This window comes from Micromonospora sp. WMMD998, from assembly GCF_029581235.1.
In the GTDB taxonomy this organism is placed as follows: Bacteria; Actinomycetota; Actinomycetes; order Mycobacteriales; family Micromonosporaceae; genus Micromonospora.
Window position 1 is genome coordinate 3,508,772 of the sequence record NZ_CP120740.1, and the last position, 18,682, is coordinate 3,527,453.

The window sequence follows — 18,682 nt, forward strand, 5'->3', positions numbered from 1 at the left end:
CCTAAGAAAAGTCAGGGGTTCGTGGGCGTCGGACGTAGGGGGGGCGCCGTGCCGGCCGTCGCGCCGAGGCTCGCGGCGAACCCGGACAACAACCAGTTCAGGCTGGCGGCGAAGGCGTCGTCGGCGGGCTCCTCGGCGAGCCGCGCCAGGTATGGCGCGCGGCCGGCCCGGGACAGGCCGTTCAGGTATGCGCCGGTCGAGTTGGCCCACTCGGACTCGGAGAGGCCGTCGCGTTGCCGCATGGAGTGGCCGGCCAGCTCGAGGCCGCCGAAGCCCATGGTGAACGCGTCGATGGCGATCAGGAGGGTGTGTGCCTGCTCGCGCTCGAGTCCGAGCCCCGCGATGGCCGTCATCGACTGGTCGGCGTGGCGCACCGCGTTGGGCCCCAGTGCCGGACGCTGCATGATCGCGGCGATCAACCACGGGTGCCGGTGGCCGACCGCGCGGGTCTGCGCGGCGATGGCGTGCAGCGCCGCCAGCCAGTCCTCCGGGAGCCGGTCGAGGACCATCTCGCCCAGGATCTCGTCGACCATCAGCTCGATCAGGTCGTCCTTGCGGTCCATGAACGAGTAGAGGCTCATCGGCCGGGCGTTGAGCTCGGCGGCGACCCGGCGGATCGTGATGGCGTCGAGCCCGTGCGCGTCGGCCAGGTCGATGGCCGTGCGCACGATCGTCTCCAGGGACAGTCGCCGCCGCGCGGGCCGTGGCGGGCGCGTCCAGACCGAGCCGCTCACCGGCGCGGCGTCGGCGCGGCGAGCGGCGGGCGGATCGGCGGGCTGTTGGTCAACCCCAGAATCGGACGGCTTCGGTGACATGCGGCAAGCATACAGCCTATCGGCTTCTGATACGCTGTATCGCATGGCGATGCGCCGTACCGGTTTCCGTTGCCGGTCCGCTATCAATCGGAGTCGCAGATGACTGTTCCGGCACGATCCGACATTTCCGCGTCCGACGGCGCGGCCACCGATTCCGGCGACGGCGCCCGCATCACACCGGAGCTGCTCAAGCTCGCCGGTGTGATCATGCTCGGCGCGATCATGGTGCAGCTCGACTCCACCATGGTGAACGTCGCGATCGACAGGCTGAGCGAGCGCTTCGACGCCACGGTCAGCACGATCCAGTGGGTGAGCACGGGCTACCTGCTGGCGATGGCCATCGTCATCCCGCTCACCGGCTGGGCGGTCGACCGGTTCGGCGCGCGGGCCACCTGGGCGTTCTCGCTCTCCTCGTTCCTCATCGGCTCCGTGCTCTGCGGCGTCGCGTGGTCCGCCGAGAGCCTCATCGTCTTCCGGGTGATCCAGGGCCTCGGCGGCGGGATGATCCTCCCGTTGGCGCAGGCGATTCTCGCCGCCGCCGCCGGGCCGCAGCGGCTCGGCCGCATGATGAGCGCGATCGGTGTGCCGGCCATGCTCGGCCCGGTCCTCGGCCCGGTCCTCGGCGGCGTGCTCGTCGACCACCTCTCCTGGCGCTGGATCTTCTACGTGAACGTGCCGATCTGCCTGGCCGCGCTGGCGCTGTCCTGGCGGCTGATGCCGGCGGGCAGCACCGCCTCGGCCGAGCGCAAGGGGCTCGACAAGCTCGGGCTGCTGCTGCTCTCGCCGGGCTGCGCGGCACTCGTCTACGGCCTGTCCGAGGCCGGTCAGCACGGCAGCTTCACCGCGCGGGAGGTCCTCATTCCGCTGATCGCCGGTGTCCTGTTGCTGGCCGCCTTCGCCTGGCACTCGCTGTGGACCGCGGGGGAGCCGATCATCGACCTGCGGCTGCTCCGGTCGCGCAACTTCGCCGCCTCGTCGGGCGTGCTGCTGGTCTTCGGCATGGCCATGTTCGGGGCGATCTTCCTGCTGTCGCTGCTCTACCAGCAGGTGCACGGCGACAGCGCGGTCCGGGCCGGTCTGCTGCTCGCGCCGCAGGGTCTCGGTCTCGCGGTCGCGCTCCTGCTCGCCGGGCCGCTCACCGACAAGATCGGCCCGCGCTGGATCGCGGTGACGGGGCTGGTGCTCGCCGCCGTGGGTACGATCCCGTTCGCCCTGGCCAAGGGTGAGGTCAACCAGTTGGTGCTGGGGGCCGCCCTGGTCGTGCGCGGCGCCGGGCTGGGCGCGATCCTGGTGCCCTGCATGGCCGCCGCCTACAGCGGGCTGGCGCACCACGCCTTCACCCGGGCGAGCAGCGCCCTGCGCATCTTCCAGCAGCTCGGCGGCTCTTTCGGTGTGGCCATCGTCGCCGTGATCCTCCAGCGCCGGGTCACCGACGCCTACAGCGGCGCCGGTGGGCACCCGACGCTCGACCAGGTCGCCGGCGCGTACGGCTACACGTTCTGGTGGACCGTGGCGTTCACCGTGGCCGCTCTCGTGCCGGCGCTGCTGCTGCCGCGCGTCCTGCGGACCGACGAGGAGGAGTCCTCCCCGCGGCCCGCGACGATGGCCTGACGCACCTCCGGCGCCCAGCCCCCGGTTGGGCGCCGGACGTGCGGCACGTCGATCACATATTGATAATCTTGCATGTTGATCCGAGGCTCGGCCGGGCGGGTGTCCCGGATGGCGCCGCACCTGAGCGCCGGACCACGGATCGGCGCTACGGGAGGCATCAATGCATCGGCCGGCCGGGGATCTCATCGAGCGCGAGGAGCAGCTGCGTACGCTGCGCGGGTTGTTGGCCGACGCCGTGGCGGGCAGCGGACGGACGGTCGTGCTCGGCGGCGCGTCCGGCAACGGCAAGAGCGTCCTGCTGGACCGGGTGCGCCAGCTCGCCGGCGAGGCGGGCGCCGACGTGGCGACCGCGATCGCGGCCCGCGCCGAGCAGTCGTTGCCGCTCGGCGTCGTCGGGCAACTCGCCGAAGCCGCCGGCCTCGGGCGGAGTGACGCACCGGCGCCGAGCGTCGGCGACCTGCTCGACGCGGCGATGTCGACGGAATGGGACCCCTCGCCGCACGGCGCCTCGTGCCCGCAGGTCCCGGCACGAATGTTGCACGACCTGTGCATGGCGTTCCTGCGCCGCGCCGAGCAGCGGCCCATCGTGCTGTGCGTCGACGACGTCCAGCACGCCGACGCGTACTCGATGCAGTTCCTGTCCTACCTGAGCCGACGGGTCCGGGGCACGCCCCTGCTCGTGGTGTTGACCGAGCTTCCGCAACTGTCGCCCGTCCACCCCGCGCAGTACGTGGAACTGCTGCACGGCTCGACGCCGATCGCGCTGCCCCCGCTGACCCGTGCCGGCGTGGCCCGCCTGGCGCAGCGGTTGCCGGCGACGGTCGATCCCGGCCTGGCCGGCCACCTGCACGCCTTCACCGGCGGCAACCCGCGGCTGGCCGCGGCCTTGGTCGAGGACATGGCGCGGCGCGCCGACGGGCCGTCCCCGGTCCATCGTCCGGTCATCGGCGAGGCGTTCACCGAGGCCGTCCGCGCCTGCCTGTTCCGCAGCCAGCCGCCCGCCCTGCCGATCGCCCACGCCCTCGCCGTCACCGGTGGCACGGCCGACCCCACGGTGCTGGCCCGACTGCTCGACCTCAGCGCGGAGATGGTCAACTGGGGACTGCTGGCGCTGCGCCGGGTCGGACTGGTGGCCGGCGACACCTTCCGCGACCCCCGGGTGCGGATGGCCGTCCTCGCCGGCGTACCGGCGCAGGAACGGGTCGAACTGCACCGCCGGCTCGCTGTTCTCGGGCACGCGACCGGCGAGTCGCCCGTCGTCGTGGCGCGGCACCTGCTCGGCGCGGACGGTGTCGAGGGCGCCTGGGTCGGGCCCACCCTGCGTGACGCGGCGAGCCAGGCGCTGGCCGAGGGGCGGGTGAAGGAGGCGGTGTCGTTCCTCGACTCGGCCGGCGCGGCGGAGCCCGACGCGCGGCGGCGTGCCGAGGCGACGCTCGCGCTCACCCGGGCCGAGTGGCAGTTCAACCCGGCCGACGCGGCCCGGCGCCTACCGGACCTGCTCGCCGCGGTCCGCCACGGGCAACTGGTCCGGCGCCAGGCCGCGGCCCTGGTCCCGTACCTGCTCTGGCACGGACTGATCGACGACGCGGTCGCGGTGGTCAACGCGCTGACCTCGGCCGGGCCGCTCGACGACGAGAGCGCGGCGGGTCTGGGCGCGCCGCTGCTGCTGCTGACCTACCTGTTCCCCGGGCACGCCCAGCGAGTCGACCGGCCACGGCGGGAGCTCGCCGCGCGCGGACTCCTCCCGGCGTCCGCCGGCCCGTTGCCCGCCGCCGCCGCGCTGACCGCGCTTGCCGCCCGCAGCACGCACGCCGAGGTCGTGGCCGCCACCGAACAGGTCGTCCGGAACACCCGGCTGGACCACGAGGCGCTGGGACCGATCTCGGTCGTGATGCTCGCGAGCGTCCTGACCGACCGGCCCGGTGACCCGGGCGCGACCGACTATTCGCTGCCGCACCCGGGCGTCGGGCGGCGCCCGCCGACGGCGCAGGCGCTCCTGTCGGCCATGGCCGCCGAGGGCGCGCTGCGCCGCGGCGACCTGGCCGCCACGGTCGCGCACGCCGGCCGGGGTCTCGATCTGCTTCCCGCCGCCGGCTGGGGCGTCGCCGTGGGCGGCCCGCTGTCCAACCTGGTCCTGGCGGCCACCGCGGGCGAGCGTGACGACGAGGCCACGGCACACCTGGCCGTGGCGGTGCCCGCGGCCATGTTCGACACCCCGTTCGGCCTGAAGTACCTGCACGCCCGGGGTCGTCACCACCTCCGCACCGGGTGCGTCCGCGCGGCCCTCGTCGACCTCCAGGCGTGCGGGCGGTTGACGACCGCCTGGGACATCGACCAGCCCGAGCTGGTGCCGTGGCGCACCGAGCTGGCCCGGGCGCAGCTCGCCCTCGGCCGGCCGGAGCGGTGCCGCGAACTGGCCCTGGCGCAGTTGGACCGGTTGCCGGAGCACAACACCCGTGAGCGCGGCGCCGCGTTGTGGGCGCTGGCCACGGCGAGCGAACCGGCCGACCGCCTGCCGCTGCTGCGGCAGGCGGTCGCCCTGCTGCGGTCCGGCGCCGCCGTGTCGACCGCCGGGCACGCCGCCACCGCCGCCGGCCCGCACGGGGCGGGCGGCGCGGACGCGGCGCGTCCGCGATGGCAGGCGTCCACGGGCGCGCCGAGCCGGCGTGCCGCCACGCCCCGGCCGCGCTGCGGTCCGGCCCCGGCCGACGAGCAGCCACCCGTGGCCGACGAGGCCGCGCCCGGGCCGGACGCCGCCACCATGCTGGAAGGGCTCACCGAAGCCGAGCGCCGGGTGGCCACGCTGGCCGCCGACGGACACACCAACCGCGCGATCGCCGCGCGGCTCTTCGTCACCGTCAGCACCGTGGAGCAGCACCTGACGCGCGTCTACCGCAAGCTCCGGGTGAACAGCCGTGGCGACCTGCTCCTCCGGCTCGGCCGCGAGGCGACCCGGGGGCGTCAGCGCGCCAAGCGCGGCCAGGTTAGCGCGGCTTAAGCCCCGACCCGGACGATCGACACCGGTACGGCAGGTGTCGTGCCGCCTCCGAGCCGGCGCGGTCGCGCGTTCCGGCGGCCCCGCCGGCGCGCCACGACCCGACCCGATCCCGACCTCCGGAGGAGAAAACCATGGACGCTGCCGTCGTCATCGCCGGCGCCGGTCCGACCGGCCTGCTGCTCGCCGCCGAGCTCGCGCAGGCCGGCGTGCCGGTGGTGGTGCTGGAGCGCGACCCGGAGCCCCGGCTGGCCGCGATGGGCATGGCCATCAACGCCGGCGTGGTGGACCTGCTCGCCGAGCGCGGCCTGATGGAGCGGATCGGCGCCGACGGCCTGCCCTGGCCGCGCGCCCACTTCGCCCAGCTGTGGCTGGACCCCGGCCGGCTGCCCGGCCGGCAGACGTACACCTATCTGCTGCCGCAGGCCAAGCTGGAGGAACACCTGCTCGCGCACGCCGAGAAGCTCGGCGTGGAGTTCCGGCGCGGGGTGACGGTACGCGGTGTGCGGCAGGACGCCGACGGCGTCACGGTGGACACCTCGGCCGGTGCGGTCACCGCCGCCTACCTGGTCGGGTGCGACGGCGCCGACAGCGTCGTCCGGGGCGCCGCCGGGATCACGTTCGAGGGTTCCGAGGTGGCGTTCGACGGCATCGCCGGCGACGTCGAGGTGCCCAACGGACATCCGTTGTACCAGCAGTTGGGCGCCAACGAGTTCAACAGCGGGCTGTTCTCCGTCGCGCCCAGCGGCGTGGGCCTGCTGCGGGTGGCGACAGGTGAGTTCGGTCGCCGGCCGGCGGACCCGTCCGCGGCACCGGACGCCGGTGAGCTGCGCGCCGCCGTGCGCCGGCTGATCGGGCAGGACATCGACGTCGGGACGCCGCGCTGGCTGGGCCGGTGGAACTGCGAGACCCGGCAGGCCGACCGGTACCGCGTCGGGCGTGTCCTCGTCGCCGGCGAGGCCGCCCACGTCCACTTCCCGCTCGGCGGCCAGGCGCTGAGCACCAACCTGGAGGACGCCGTCAACCTGGGCTGGAAGCTGGCCGCGGAGCTGGCCGGCTGGGCGCCGGACGGACTGCTCGACAGCTACCACGACGAACGGCACCCGGCCGGGGCGCGGACCTGCCTGACCACCGCCGCGCAACTGGCGCTGCTCTACCCGGCCGACCGGGTGGCGCCGCTGCGGGCGGTGATGAACGAGCTGATCGAGTTCGACGAGGTGAACGAATACCTGGTGCGGACCGCCGGCGGCCTCAACGTGCGCCACCCCGCCACCGGCGGCGACCACCCGCTCGTCGGCCTCCGGGTGCCGGGCGTGCCGCTGCCGGCCGGACGTGGCCTGGCCCTGCGGTTCGACCCGTCCGTCCGGCTCGACGTCGACGGCTGGGGCGACCGGGTCGACCTGGTCACCGCGGAGCCGTCCGCCGACATCCCGGCGGTGGCGCTGCTGGCCCGACCGGACGGCCGGATCGCCTGGGCCACCGACGGGGCCGACCCGGACGGGCTCGCCGCCGCGCTCGCCACCTGGTTCGGCGCGCCCACCAGCTCCTGACCCCGCACAGCGGAGATGCGGGGCGCCGGCCGGCGCCCCGCATCTCCGTGTATCGGTCCCGCCGTCAGCGGGCGGCGCGCAGCCGGGCCGCGCGGACCAGGAGGCGCAGGGGCAACGTCGGGCGTCCGCGCATACGCTGGATGGACAGGGCCGTCCACGCCATGCTCTCCAGCGTGTGCTTCGGCGCGCCGTGCACGTCGTCGTGGGTGAGCACCCGGAAGTCGCGGACGTTGTCCCGCAGCATCAGCAGGTCGTCGCGGGGGATGATCTCGTCGCGGGTGCTGGCGACGGCGGCGACCGGGATGCGGAGCGCGGCCAGGTGCTCCGCGCTGATCGCCCAGTCGCCCAACCGGTCGAGGGTGGTGCCGGTGAGGTGGCTCAGGGTGTCGGTGGTGACCCGGGGCAGCTGGGCCTGCCACGCCGGGTCGGTGAAGAACGCCCGGATCGGCGCGCCCGCGGTGACGATGCCCCGCAGCCGCTGGTCCCGCACGGCGCAGCGCAGCGCGAGATGGCCGCTGAAGCTGAGCGTGATCGCGTACGTCTGCCGCACGTCGGCCCGGTCGCCCACCGCGTCCAGGAGGCTGGACAGGAAGAGGTGGGCGTCGGCGTCGTAGGGCACGGTGTTGCCGCCGATGCCCGGGATGTCGGCGACCACGGCGGCCAGGCCGAGCCGGCGGAAGACGCCCAGGCGGGGCGCCCACTGCTCCTTGACGGTCAGGTGACCGCCCATGATCACGACGAGCGGGCGCGGCCGGGTCGGGGACAGGCCGGACTGCCAGCACCGCACCGGGTGGCCCCGGTGGGTGAAGTCGAGCGGGTGCAGGTCGCGTCCGACCCGCCACCGTTCGAAGGTGGCCGTCGCCCGCTCCGCCGCGCGGGCCCGGGCGGGCCGGTCGGGGTAGGGGAAACGGGCCATGATGTGGTGGCGGCTCGCCGGCAGCCACTCGCCGCGCCGTTCGAGGTCCGCCGCCGCGGCCGACCACTGCGCCACCCACGAGCCCGGGCCGTCGCCGTCGTCCTCGATGGCGGCGAGCTTTTCGGTGAGCCGGCCGATGCCCTGCCCGCGCGCGTGCGCGACGATGTACCGCTTGAGTTCGTCCAGGTCATTCATGGTCGGCGGAAAACTCCTCCAGGGCCTGCTTGAGGTCGGCCAGGATGTCGGCCGCCTCGGCGCCGTCGATGGCCCGGTGGTCGAAGGTCAGGGACAGCCGCATGACCGGCGCGACGACGATCTCGCCGTGGCGTACCACCGGGCGGTCGACGCTGCGGCCCAGGCCGATGGTCAGGGTGGCGCCGCCGACCGAGTGGAAGCCGTCGACCGGGCGGTGCCCCAGCGAGGTCACCGCGAACGTGCCCATGCGACCCGGGCGGTGCCGCAGCGGCCGGACGGCCAGCCGGTAGAGCAGAGCGCCGAGCGGCATCGGGATCCGGTGCAGCCGGCGGACGGCCGCGAACTCCGGCATCGTGTCGGGGTCGCCGTCGCGGAACCGTTCGACCTGCCGTTGGATGTCGGCGAGGCTGGCCCGTTCGAGGTCCGGCAGCACGGCCGAGAGCACGACCCGGTGGCCCGACATCGTCTTGTCGAGGGTGAACTTGCCGCCGACGGTGGGGTAACGGGCCATCCGCCGGCCGCGCAGCGCGACGTTGGCGTCGGGGTGCGCGGCCAGCACCCGGGCCGCGGACCACAGCACGTACGTGACGATGGAGTGTTTCGCGGTGCGCCGGTGGGCCAGCACCGCGCTCATGTCGATCTCGGTGTCCAGGAACACCGGTGCGATCTCGCGGATCTGGTCCAGGAAGTAGAGGGTGTGCCGGCGCGGCCGGGGCATGCCGCTCATGGGTGCGCCGCCGGGACCGCCAGCTCGTCGAGCAGGTGCGCGGCCAGCTCGGCCGGGGTCGGGCTGTCGTAGATGAGCGACGGGCTCAACGCGACCCCGGCCTCGTGGATCCGGGCGGTGAGCTCCATCGCCGTGATCGACGACAGCCCCATGTCGAGCAGGTTGTCGTCCGGGCCGATCGCGTCCGCCTCGTCGAGGCCGAGCGCGCCGGCGACCTGTGCCCGGATGTAGTCGATCAGCAGTCCGAGGCGTTCCTCCGGCTCGGTGGCCGCGAGCCGGTCGGCGAGCGGAACCTCGTCGGCCCGGTCGGTGGGTGCGGCGTTGCCGGCCGCGACGGCGTCGGTGAGCACGAGGGTGGCGGGCGCCGAAGCGGCCCAGCTCAGGCTGCCGGCGACGGCCCGGTCCGGGAGCGGGCTGGGCCCCGGCTGCACCGCGAGCCCCCGTTCGCCGACGGCCACCCGGTCGAGGGCGGTGAGTTCGCAGTATCGGGTGGTGCCGGCGTCGTCCGGCGGGGCGAACAGGACGAACGCCGACAGTCCGAGCCCGCGGGTCAGCTCGTCGAGGTGGCCGACCGCCGCGGCGCCGCCGGGCGTCGCGAGATGCACCACGGCGTCGACCGGCTCGTCGGCCAGCAGGTCGGCCACCGCCGTCCGGTCGGCGAGGTCGCAGGCCACGACGGTCACCTTGGCCCCGAGCGCGGTCAACTCGGCGCGGTCGTCGGTGTGCCCGGCGTTCACCAGGATCAGCTTCGGCGCGCCGTTGGCGGCGAGCCACCGGGCCGCGTGTCCGCCGAGCGCGGTGTCCGCCCCGGTCAGCAACACGGTTCCGGTCGGTGTCCAGCCGCCCCGGGCGGGGGAGGCGGCGGCGACGAGCCGCCGGACCGACAGCCCGGTGTGCCGCAACGCCACGACCGGTTCGTCGACGGCGCCGGCGAGGACCGCGACAAGCTGCCGCCGCACCACGTCGTCGGGTTCGGCCGGCAGGTCGACAAGGCGGTAACCGTGCTCGCGGGCCACGCCCCAGGCGGCGGCGGCCTCGGCACGCGAGCCCCGGGCGAGCACCCACCGGCCGCCGGGCCCCGAGACGTCGAACGGCTCGGCGGGTGCGGCCGGAGTGACCGTCACCTCGGCGCCCGCGTCGCGCAGCACGTCGGCAAGCACCTCGTCGCGGACGATCCAGCCACCTGTCAACCTGCCTGTGACCGATGGCGCCGGCGCCGGGCTCCAGACGTGGGTGTGCCGCCCGGCGACCCGCCGGCGCAGGTCGCCGAGCGCCGGGAGCAGCGTCCGCAGGCTCGTGCGTTCGTCCTCGGTGAGGGAGAGCAGCGCCTCGAGCCGGGCGGTGTCCGCGCGCTCGACGGCCGGCCAGAAGTCGTCGTGCGCCGACCCGGCGCTCGACGGTCCGGCGGCGTCGAGCCAGAAGGGCCGGCGCTGGAACGGATAGAACGGAAGCTCCACGGCGGCGGTGACCGGCGTCGGGCCGAGGACCGCCGCCCAGTCCACGGCATGGCCGTCGGTGTGCGCCAGCGCGGCGGCGGCGAGTGCGGTGTGCGGTTCCGGCCGTTCGGCGTGCAGCAGCGGCCCGGCGGCGGCGCTCCGACCGAGGGCCTCGCGGACGAAGCCGAGCAGCACCGGGCCGGGGCCGAGTTCGAGGTACGCGGTGGCGCCGAGCTGGTCCAGGGTGGACAACGCCGCGCCGAACCGCACCGGTTCCCGGATCTGCCGGACCCAGTGGCCGGGATCCCGCAGCCGCTCGGCGGTGGTGACGTCGCCGGTGAGCCCGGTGACGAGCGGGATCGCCGGCGCGGCGAACGTGAGGTCGGCGACGGCCGCGTGGAACTCGTCCAGGACCGGATCCATGTGGTGCGAGTGGAACGCGTGGCTGACCGCGAGCCGCTTGGTGCGCCGCCCGCGCCGGGCGAACCTCTCCGCCAGCGCGGCGACCCGGTCGGCGTCGCCGGAGACGACGGTACGCATCGGCGCGTTGACCGCCGCGATCGAGACGCCGTCGGTGAGTTCGGCGAGCACCTCGTCCTCGGTCGCCTCGACGGCCGTCATGACGCCGCCCGGCGGCGCGGCCTGCATCAACCGGGCCCGGGCGGCAACGAGGCGGGCCGCGTCGGCGAGGGTCAGCACCCCGGCGGCGTGTGCGGCGGCGATCTCACCGACCGAGTGACCGGCCACCGCGTCGGGCCGGACACCCCACGACTCGAGCAGCCGGAACAGCGCCGTCTCCAGCGCGAACAGCGCGGTCTGGGTGTAGAGCGTCTCGTCGAGCCGGGCCGCGTCGGTGAACATCACGGTCCGCAGCGGACGGTCGAGGTACGGGTCCAGGTGGTCCGCCGCCTCGTCCAGGGCGGCCCGGAAGACGGGATACGTGTCGTAGAGGCCCCGGCCGGCACCCACCCGCTGGGCGCCCTGCCCGGTGAAGAGGAAGACCAGTTTGCCGCCGGTGCCGGTCACGCCGCGTACCACGTCGCGTGACTCGGTGCCGGCGGCGAGCGCGGCCAGCCCGCGGGCGAGCCGGTCCCGGTCGTCGGCGATCACCGCGGCCCGGTGCGGGAAGTGGGTCCGGGTGGTGGCCAGCGCGTGCGCGACCGCTGCCGGGCCGGCGTCGGGTAGGCCGGCGCGCAGCCGGTCCGCCTGTGCTTCGAGGGCCGCGTCGCTGCGGCCGGACAGCAGCCACACGTACGGCCCGGCGGGTTCGTCGCCGGCCGGCGGTTCGGTGGGCGGCGCCTGCTCGAGGATCACGTGGGCGTTGGTCCCGCTGATGCCGAACGACGAGACCGCGGCCCGGCGGGCCCGGCCGGTGTCCGGCCACGGCCGGGACTCGGCGAGCAGGCGGACCGCTCCGCTGTCCCAGTCCACGTGCGGGCTGGGCGCGGTCGCGTGCAACGAGCGCGGAAGTTCCCCGTACCGCATGGCCTGGATCATCTTGATGATCCCGGCGACCCCGGCGGCGGCCTGGGTGTGCCCGATGTTCGACTTGATCGAGCCCAGCCACAGCGGCCGGTCGGTGTCCTGGCGTTGCCCGTAGGTGGCCAGCAGGGCCTGGGCCTCGATCGGGTCACCGAGCACGGTGCCGGTGCCGTGGCCCTCCACCACGTCGATGTCGTCGACGGTGAGCAGGGCGTTGGCCAGCGCCTGGCGGATCAGGCGTTCCTGCGACGGGCCGTTGGGCGCGGTGATGCCGTTGCTCGCGCCGTCCTGGTTGGTGGCCGAGCCGCGGATGACGGCGAGCACCCGGTGACCGTTGGCCTGGGCGTCGCTGAGCCGTTCCAGGAGCAGCAGGCCGCAGCCCTCGGACCAGCCGGTGCCGTCGGCGCCGTCGGCGAACGACTTGCACCGCCCGTCCGGGGCGACCCCACGCTGCCGGCTGAACTCGATGAAGACACCCGGCGTGTGCATCACGGTGACGCCGCCGGCGAGGGCCAGTTCGCATTCGCCGTTGCGCAGCGCCTGCCCGGCGAGGTGGACGGCGACGAGCGACGACGAACAGGCGGTGTCGACGGTGACCGCCGGTCCCTCCAGCCCGAACGTGTAGGCGAGCCGGCCGGAGGCGAGGCTGCTGGCGCTGCCCGTGCCGAGCAGTCCCTCCAGGTCGGGCGGAACGTCGTGCATGACCCGGACGCCGTAGTCGTCGTACATCACGCCGGTGTAGACGCCCACCGGCCGGCGGCGCAGGTCCGCCGGCACGATGCCGGCGTGCTCGAAGGTCTCCCAGGCCGTCTCCATCAGGAGCCGGTGCTGCGGGTCCATCGCCCGCGCCTCCCGCGGGCCGATGCCGAAGAACCCGGGATCGAAGTGGTGCGCGTCGTAGAGGAAGCCACCCTCCCGGGTGTACGTCTTGCCGGTGTGCTCCGGGTCCGGGTCGTAGAGGTCGGCGTTCGACCAGCCGCGTTCCTCCGGGAAGCCGGCGATGGCGTCGGACCCGTCGGCGACCAGGCGCCACAGGTCGTCCGGGGTCCGCACGCCACCGGGGTAGCGGCAGGCCATCCCGACGACCGCGATCGGCTCGCGGGCCGCGGCCTCCGTCCGGCGCAGCAGTTCCCGGGTCCGATGCAGGTCGGCGGTCACCCACTTGAGGTAGTCGACCAGCTTCTCCTCGTTGGTCATCGCAGCGTCCACGGCCCTTCTCTGTGGATCGGTGCCGTCACACGGCCGGTTCGGCGTCGAGTTCGCGGACCCGCGCGGCCAGCCCGGCCGGGGTGGGTGCGTCGAAGAGGTCGGCCAGCTTGAGCGGGACACCGATGTCGTCCTGGATCTGCTGGAGCAACTGCGCCCCGGCGAGGGAGTGGCCGCCGCTGGTGAAGAAGTTGGCGTCGGCGTCGACCTCGTCGTGGCCGAGGATGGCGCGCCAGTGGCCGACGAGCCGCGTCACGAGCGGGTCGGCGCCGTCCGGGGCCGGGCCGTCGAGGTCGGGGTGCGACGGCGCGGCGGCGCGTTCCCGGTGGACGTGCCCGGCGAGTTGTTCCAGCCGGGGATAGTCCACCTTCTCGTTGGCGTTCACCGGCAGCGCGTCGACGGGGTGGAACTCCTGCGGGATCGAGGCGTGCGGCAGTTCGGCCCGGGCGTGCTCCCACAGCGTCGCCGAGATGTCCGCGTCCCCGCTGGTCTCGACGAACGCGACCAGGCGGGCGTCGGCGCTGCGGTCACCCACCGCGACGACCGCGACCGCCCGCACCTCCGGGTGGCTGAGCAGGGCCGCCTCGACCTCGCCCAGCTCGATGCGGTTGCCCCGCAGCTTGATCTGGCGGTCGGAGCGGCCGAACAGCTCGATGGTGCCGTCGGACCGCCAGCGGCCGACGTCGCCGGTGCGGTAGAAGCGGCCGTACACCGGGTGCGTGCCGAACCGCTCGGCGTTGAGGTCGTCCCGCTCGTGGTAGCCGAGGGCGACGCCGTCCCCGGCGATCCAGACCTCACCGCGCACCCCGACCGGCAGTTGGCGACCGTCCTCGGCGGCGACGCCGAGGTAGGTGTTCCAGATCGGGCCGCCGACGTCGAGCCGGTCACCCTCGATCCGGTCGACCCGCGCCCAGGTCGCCCACGTGGTGGTCTCGGTCGGGCCGTACGCGTGGTGCAGCTCGCAGCCGGTGTCCAGCAGCCGGCGGGCGATGTCCACCTGCACGATCTCCGCGCCGGTCACCACGCGCCGCCCGTCGAGCTGGTCGGCGACCTGGTCGAGCACGATCCGCCAGGTGGTCGGCGTGGCCTGGAGGATGTGCGGCTGGTGACGTTCGATCGCCGCGCGCAACGCCACGCCGTTGCTGCGGGCCTCGTCGGGCGCGACGGCGATCTGCCCGCCGCTGTAGAGCGGCACGTACATCTCCAGGTTGGCCATGTCGAAGGCGAACGTGGTGAGCCAGAGCGTGACGTCGGTCCGGGTCGCGTCCAGGATGTCCACGTAGTGGGCGGCGGCGTTCGCGATGCTGCGGTGCCGGATCGAGACGCCCTTGGGGCGTCCGGTGGAGCCGGAGGTGTAGATCAGGTAGGCGCGCTCGTCGGGGCCGGGTTCGTGCGGGACCGCGGGCAGCGGACCGTCCGGCGGCGCGTCCGTGCCGTGGGCGTCGTGCAGCGCCATGACGGTGACCGGCCGGTCCGGCGCCGCCTCCACCGGGTGGTCGGCGAGCACGATGCGGGCGCCGGAGTCCCGCAGCACGTGCTGCACCCGGTGGGCCGGGTGTTCCGGGTCGATGGGCAGGTAGCCGGCCCCGCACAACCAGACGCCGAGCGCGTTGGCGATCAGGGTGGCGTCCCGGGCGGCGGCGATGGCGACGACGTCGCCGGGACGGGCGCCGGCCCCGTGCAGCCGCCGGGCCGCGGCGGACGCGGCGAACCACAGTTGGCGGTACGTGACCGGGCCGGTCTCGTCGTGGATCGCGACGGCGGTGGGGGTGGCGAGCGCGTGGTGGCGAACGGCGGCGACGACCGTGTCGAAGGGAATGTCGTGGGCGGACTCGTTCGCCGCCTCGATGACCGCGTGGTCGGTGGCGGACCAGACGGCGAGTTCGCCGGTCGGGGTGTCGACGGTCTCGCCGAACAGGGTCAGCAGCGCCTCGTAGCGGTGCAGCAGCGCCACCACGTCGTCCCGGTCCAGCACGTCGGTGGCGAAGCGGGCGACCAGGTCGATGCCGTCGTCCGCCGAGGCGACGAAGAACTCCAGGTCGTACTTGCTGAAGCCGTTGTCGATGACGAGCGGGCGGGCGTCCAGGCCGCCGATGCGGAACTGGGCCTGCTGGAGCGGGAAGTAGTTGAACAGGTGCCGGGTCAGCCGCGGGCGCCTGTTGTCGGCGGTGCGTGGCACCAGCCGGGCGATGTCCTCCTCCGGCACGACGGCGTTCATCAGCGCGCCGAAGTAGGTGTCCCGGACCCGGCGCACAAGCGTGCGGAAGCTCTCCCGCGGGTCGATCCGGGCGCGGATCGGCAGCACGTTCGTGTGGTGGCCGACGGCGCCGGCGGCCACCTTGCCGCGCACGTTCACCGGCGTGCCGACGGCGAGGTCCGGCCCGGACCCGTGCGCGGCCAGCAGCAACTGGAAGGCGGTGAGCAGGATGACCGCCTCGGGCGCGCGCACCTCCTTCGGCAGCCGCCGGACGATCTCCCTGGTCGCCGCGCTGAGCCGGTGGGTGACCTGGTCGCCGCGCAGGCTCGGCTGGTCCGCGTCGGGCGCGCCGCACGCCAGGCCGAGCGCCGCCGGGTCGTAACCGGCCAACTCGGTGCGCCAGAACTCGACGCTCTCGGCCGCCGGCTCCGCTTCGGTGAACGACGGCACCTCGGCGCGCAGCTCCGCCGGCAACGGCTCCGACGTGGCCAGCGCGTCGTAGGCCCGGATCAGGTCGGCGAGGATGATGGAGCCGGAGATGATGTCGTAGACGAGGTGGTGGAAGGCCAGGCAGACGACGTCGCCGTCGGCGTCCCGGCGCATCCCGGCCCGCACCAGCGGCCGGCCGTCGAAGGTGAACGGGCGGACGACGAAGACCTGCGGGTCACCGTCCGGCAGCCGCTCCAGCGGCACGTCGAAGTCGCCGGGGGCGACGACCTCCTTCTCCAGCGTCGAGCCGACCGAGTGGTAGACCGTGCGCAGCGTCTCGTAGCGGGCGAAGATCGCCCGCAGCGCGGCGGTCAGCCGGGCTTCGTCCAGCCGGCCCTCGACCTGGAACGCCAGGGTCAGGTTGTTCGGCGCGCTGTCCGGAACCAGCCGCTCCAACAGCCACAGGGCGGCTTCCTTCCGGCTGGCCGGGGTCCGTCCCGTCACCGCTGTCGCTGCGATATCCACCCTTGCCTCCCACCCCGGCCGGTGCCGCTGTCGGTCCGAACTGTAGGGACGCTCCCGGCACGCCGGGTACCCCTTGACCCGCAGACCGGGGGTGGTCGAGTAGGGGATCGATAGGGGTGCGCGAGGCCGGAGCGGCCCCCCGCGCTGACCTAGGCTCGGTCGGCATAGCACACCCGAACGCCCTGACTTGGAGCGGAATATGGCGCGAGCTGATGGATGGCGGGTGCTTGCCGAGCCCGACCACGCCGAGCGGGTCATCCTGGCCGTCGACTTCGATGCCACCGGGCGGCCGGAGGCCAGGTTCGCCGATCTGGCCGAACGCCTGACGGTCGACTGCGCGTTCTGGGAGACCAGCCCGCCCGGCCCCGAGACCGAACGGACCGCGTCCGGGCCGGCGTACATCGAGCACTGGTGGACGGCGTTCCAACGCCGGCCCCGGCCGGTGGCCGCGGTGATGGGGTTCTGCGGCGGCGCCGTCTACGCGGCGGCCCTGTCCGAGCGCGTCGCCGCCTGGCAGGGCAGCGAACCGCAGCTCCTGCTCTTCGACCCCGAGATCGCGGTGCCGCAGACGCTCGTGTGGCAGTTCCACAAGGTCGTCGGCTACCTCGCCGGGGTGCTGCCGATGGAGGACATCCAGCGCGCCCAGGAGGCCGCGCAGGATCTGCACGACCGCGAGTGCGGCATGGCGGAGATGTGCGAGACGCTGTGCCGGCTCACCCTGGAGATGGGTGACGTCGCGTTCGCGCAGGCCGGGCTCAGCAAACCGCTGCGCGACGAGCTGATGGGGACGTTCTGTTCGTTCCTGCGCTACCTCACCGCCGCCGCCGAGCTGGACCCGCTGCCCCGCTGGCGGACGGCGACCGCCTTCCAGTCGGTCACCGAACTCAGCGGGCTGCACGCCGTGCGTACGTCCGGCATCGGCGGCGCCGGGCCGCTCGTGGGCCGGGAGATCGCGGTCGACGACGAGCACGCGAAGCTCCTCGCCAACGACGAGGTGGCTGCCACGGTGTCCGGAATGCTCGCCGGCGACGGGAGCGCGCGGTGAGCCCGGCGTCCGCGGCGACGCGCACCGGCACGCCCTGGCTGCGGCGGTTCCACCCGTGCCAGGACAGCGAGGTCGAGCTCTACTGCTTCCCGCACGCGGGCGGCTCGGCGAGCGCCTACTTCCAGCTCTCGCAGATGGTGGCGCCGCGGGTGCAGGTCTCGGCCGTGCAGTACCCCGGCCGGCAGGACCGTCGCAACGAGCCCCGCATCGACAGCGTCGACGAGTTCGCCGACCGGATGTGCGCCGAGCTGCTCGCCCAGCCGGCCCGCCCGTTCGCGATGTTCGGGCACAGCATGGGCGCGGTCATCGCGTACGAGACGGCACAGCGACTGGCCGCCGCCGGCCGGGTGCCGGTCTGGTTCTTCGCCTCCAGCCGTCGTGCCCCGTCCCGCCTGCGGCACACCGACGTGCACCGGCGGGACGACGCGGGCATCGTGGCCGAGCTGCGGTCCCTCGCCGACGGCGAGGTCGGCTGGCTCGCCGACGAGGAGCTGCTCGCGTCGTTCCTGCCGGCGATCCGCAGCGACTACCGGGCCATCGAGACCCATCCGTACCGGCCCGGGCCGCCCCTGCGGTGCCCGGTCACCGCGTTCATGGGCGACCGTGACCCCTACACGACGCCGGACGAGGCCCAGTCGTGGCGCGACCACTGCACCGGCCCGTTCGACCTGCACGTGTTCCCGGGCGGGCACTTCTACCTCGACAAGCACACGGCGCAGGTGGCCGCCCACGTCGGCCGGGTGCTGGGCACCGCGGCCGGGGTGGCGCCGCGCGGGGAGGCGTAGATGCGATACGAACTGCTCGGATCGTTGCGGGTGATCGGCCCGGACGGTCCGCAGATGCTCACCGCCCGGAAGATCGAACTGCTGCTCGCCGTGCTGCTGGTCCGCGCGGACCACGTGGTCAGCACCAACCAGCTCATCGGCGAGGTGTGGGGGGAGCGGGCGCCGCACCGGGCGACCGCGGGCCTGCACGTCTACGTGTCGGAGCTGCGCAAGTTCCTGGCCCGGCAGCGGCCCGGCACCGAGACCATCGTCACCCGGTCACCGGGCTACCTGCTGCGGCAGGGCGACGACGAGTTCGACTTCCAGGACTTCCTCGCCCTGGTCGAGGCCGGTCGGGGCTACCACGCCGCGCACCGGTACGAGGAGGGGGCCGAGGTGCTCCAGCGCGCGCTCGCGCTGTGGCGCGGCCCCCTGCTCGGCGAGCCGAGCGACGGCGTGATCGTCGGGAGCTTCGCCGCCTGGCTGGCCGAGGTGCGGATGGAGTGCCTGGAGATCCTCGTCGACGCGCAGCTCGAACTGGGCCAGCACCGCCGGCTCATCGGCCGGCTGCGGCAGTTGGTCGCGGACAGCCCGCTGCACGAGGCGTTTCACCGCCAGCTCATGCTGGCGCTGTACCGGTCGGACCGCACCGCCGACGCGCTCCAGGCGTACCAGCAGGCGCGCGCGACGCTCAACCGGGAACTCGGCCTGGAGCCCTGCCGCGCGCTCCAGGAACTCCAGCACGCGATCCTGGTCGGCGACGAGCGGGTGCTCTCGGCGCGGGTGTAG

At 74.2% G+C, this 18,682-nt stretch carries 11 protein-coding genes; 6 read left to right on the top strand and 5 right to left on the bottom strand.

Annotation, left to right across the window (positions count from 1 at the left end; genetic code table 11):
* Positions 1–11 precede the first annotated feature (11 nt).
* Positions 12–668: a TetR/AcrR family transcriptional regulator C-terminal domain-containing protein gene (locus tag O7619_RS16300; protein ID WP_282281758.1), complete on the bottom strand. Its 657-nt coding sequence runs from the start codon at positions 666–668 to the stop codon at positions 12–14.
* Between the two features lie 246 nt (positions 669–914).
* On the opposite strand from O7619_RS16300, the gene O7619_RS16305 reads away from it, so the two are divergent.
* The 3 genes from O7619_RS16305 to O7619_RS16315 all read left to right on the top strand — a co-directional run bounded on the left by O7619_RS16305 (position 915) and on the right by O7619_RS16315 (position 6,971).
* Positions 915–2,426 (top strand): MDR family MFS transporter, encoded by a 1,512-nt coding sequence (locus tag O7619_RS16305; RefSeq protein ID WP_282281759.1) that lies wholly within the window; start codon positions 915–917, stop codon positions 2,424–2,426.
* A 160-nt stretch (positions 2,427–2,586) separates the two neighbouring features.
* Complete coding sequence (locus tag O7619_RS16310) at positions 2,587–5,424, top strand: LuxR family transcriptional regulator (protein WP_282281760.1); 2,838 nt, start codon at positions 2,587–2,589, stop codon at positions 5,422–5,424.
* Positions 5,425–5,555: 131 nt separating this feature from the next.
* Complete coding sequence (locus O7619_RS16315) at positions 5,556–6,971, top strand: FAD-dependent monooxygenase (RefSeq protein WP_282281762.1); 1,416 nt, start codon at positions 5,556–5,558, stop codon at positions 6,969–6,971.
* Between the two features lie 64 nt (positions 6,972–7,035).
* On the opposite strand, the gene O7619_RS16320 is transcribed toward O7619_RS16315, so the two are convergent.
* Genes O7619_RS16320 through O7619_RS16335 form a run of 4 tightly spaced genes read right to left on the bottom strand, consistent with a single transcriptional unit; the run spans position 7,036 to position 16,084 of the window.
* Positions 7,036–8,082: an alpha/beta hydrolase gene (locus tag O7619_RS16320; RefSeq protein WP_282281763.1), complete on the bottom strand. Its 1,047-nt coding sequence runs from the start codon at positions 8,080–8,082 to the stop codon at positions 7,036–7,038.
* The gene (locus O7619_RS16325) at positions 8,075–8,809 is read right to left on the bottom strand and encodes a 2-oxo acid dehydrogenase subunit E2 (RefSeq protein WP_282281764.1); all 735 of its coding nucleotides are present in this window, start codon (positions 8,807–8,809) and stop codon (positions 8,075–8,077) included. Before O7619_RS16325 ends, O7619_RS16320 begins: the two co-directional genes overlap by 8 nt.
* Complete coding sequence (locus O7619_RS16330) at positions 8,806–12,924, bottom strand: beta-ketoacyl synthase N-terminal-like domain-containing protein (protein WP_282281765.1); 4,119 nt, start codon at positions 12,922–12,924, stop codon at positions 8,806–8,808. The genes O7619_RS16325 and O7619_RS16330 overlap by 4 nt, the downstream gene beginning before the upstream one ends.
* A gap of 37 nt (positions 12,925–12,961) precedes the next feature.
* Entirely contained in the window at positions 12,962–16,084 is a 3,123-nt protein-coding gene (locus tag O7619_RS16335) for an amino acid adenylation domain-containing protein (RefSeq protein ID WP_282281766.1), read from the bottom strand.
* Between the two features lie 223 nt (positions 16,085–16,307).
* On the opposite strand from O7619_RS16335, the gene O7619_RS16340 reads away from it, so the two are divergent.
* From O7619_RS16340 to O7619_RS16350, 3 genes are read left to right on the top strand one after another with little or no spacing between them, the layout of a single operon-like run.
* Positions 16,308–17,129: a hypothetical protein gene (locus tag O7619_RS16340; protein ID WP_282281767.1), complete on the top strand. Its 822-nt coding sequence runs from the start codon at positions 16,308–16,310 to the stop codon at positions 17,127–17,129.
* Positions 17,126–17,914, top strand: a complete 789-nt coding sequence (locus tag O7619_RS16345) for an alpha/beta fold hydrolase (RefSeq protein WP_282281768.1) — start codon at positions 17,126–17,128, stop codon at positions 17,912–17,914. The genes O7619_RS16340 and O7619_RS16345 overlap by 4 nt, the downstream gene beginning before the upstream one ends.
* Positions 17,915–18,682, top strand: coding sequence for an AfsR/SARP family transcriptional regulator (locus O7619_RS16350; protein ID WP_281583471.1), 768 nt, complete (start codon positions 17,915–17,917; stop codon positions 18,680–18,682). It begins immediately after the preceding gene.